Source organism: Actinomycetospora sp. (genome assembly GCF_036497585.1).
Taxonomy (GTDB): domain Bacteria; phylum Actinomycetota; class Actinomycetes; order Mycobacteriales; family Pseudonocardiaceae; genus Actinomycetospora.
On sequence record NZ_DASXJD010000198.1, the window covers coordinates 1 to 1,546 of the forward strand.

Sequence of the window (1,546 nt, forward strand, 5' to 3'; positions counted from 1 at the left end):
CTAGTTGCCGGGTGTCTATTAGCTGCTGATAGAAGCGCTGCCCTCGGCCGGTGACCAGGACACCTTGTCATTCGCCATCTCCACGTTCTCCGTCTACGCGGTTGGTTGAGGCGTGGATTACGGACGCAACTCGGAGGCACCCTCTACCTCGAGAAGCGGTCGAGGCTGGGGGCGACATCGCGATGATGCCGGACGGCCGCGAAGCGGCCGTGACCGAGCTTGGCGAGGTCGCTATCGGCTCGCCGTTGTCCGAGCCGCGCGGCCGGCGCGTGGCGATCAGCCCGAAGAGCGACCCGTACCCGCGGCGCTGGAACTCCCGACCCGTCTCCGAGCGCGGGAAGCGCGGAGGTTGGCGACGTTGCCGCAGGTCCGGACGTCGTGCCATACCCCGCTGTTGTTCTTCGAGCGGTCGTAGAACGCACCCGAGCAGAGGTGGTTGCGACACACCTTCAACCGCCGCCACGTGTCCGCGGTCTGCGCGCGGAAAGCCTCGACCATGACGGCCCCGGCGAGCCATCGCACCGCTCCGCCGCGCGGTGACAGGTGGGCCTGACCGTCGTCATTCAGCGCCACCTCGACGGTGGCACCGTCGCTCAGTGCGCCTGCGAAACCCTCGCGTCGGAGCAGTTGGGCGACGTCGTCGCGCAGAGCGCGCAGCCTGGGAAGGTCGGACGTGGTCAGCACGGCCAGGTCGACGGTCGACCCGCCAGTGGCGCGGCCCCACTCCTCGGCGACGCCGTCCCACCACTGCTGCGCCACCTCGAGCCCGGAGTCGAGGAGGTCCGCCTGGCGGGGTCGACCGCCCGCCCGGGTATTGACCACGTCCTGGACCAGCACCAGGCCTCCAGGAGCCGGGACCATCCCATAGCGCGTGGTGGCGGTCGTGCTCGTCGACATCGGTCAACCATACGTGCGTCTGCGAGGGGACCCCTCCTGTTCCGACTTGTCGCTGGCCCTTGTTGTGACTTACCTAATCCCTCTATGGTTGGGTCACCCAGCACGCCTTTGGTGCACGTGGCCCGGGACGCGGACATTGCGGTGGGACGGCGACACCCCAGGAGGAACCATGCCCGTGTACCGCTGCTCGATACCGCAGGGACTGCTCACGGACGATCAGAAGCAGCAGATCGCCCTCGAGATCACCGACATCCATTGCGGGTTGACCAACGGCACTCCCCGCAAGTTCGTTCACGTCACCTACGAGGAGGTCGCTCCGGGGGCCACGTACGTCGGAGGCGAGCGGTCGACCGCTTCCAAGACCATCGGACTGATCCGGACCGGTCGCCCGCAGGAGACGCGCAGCGAGCTGGTGCGTCAGTTGACCGACATGTGGGCCCGGATCTCCGGCCAGGACAAGGCCGACATCCTCGTCGCCCTGCAGGAGGTCCGCCCCCGAGACGCCATGGAATGGGGCGAGCTCCTTCCCGAGGACGGCGTCGAGGCAGCCTGGATCGACGAGCACGGCCTGACGAACGCCGGGGTCTCGGCCACCTAGCGGCCGACAGGCGGTGGCCGGCGGCGGGTCGCGCGGTCGGCTCCAGGTCTC

Annotated in this window: 2 protein-coding genes; one reads left to right on the top strand and one right to left on the bottom strand. The window is 68.5% G+C overall.

Going from position 1 to position 1,546, the window contains the following annotated elements; all coding sequences use genetic code 11:
• Window positions 1–276: 276 nt before the first annotated feature.
• Window positions 277–897 (bottom strand): CGNR zinc finger domain-containing protein, encoded by a 621-nt coding sequence (locus VGH76_RS19085; RefSeq protein WP_331558296.1) that lies wholly within the window; start codon window positions 895–897, stop codon window positions 277–279.
• A 169-nt stretch (window positions 898–1,066) separates the two neighbouring features.
• Here VGH76_RS19085 and VGH76_RS19090 point away from each other — a divergent pair, with 169 nt between their 5' ends.
• Window positions 1,067–1,495 (top strand): tautomerase family protein, encoded by a 429-nt coding sequence (locus VGH76_RS19090; RefSeq protein ID WP_331558297.1) that lies wholly within the window; start codon window positions 1,067–1,069, stop codon window positions 1,493–1,495.
• Window positions 1,496–1,546 lie beyond the last annotated feature (51 nt).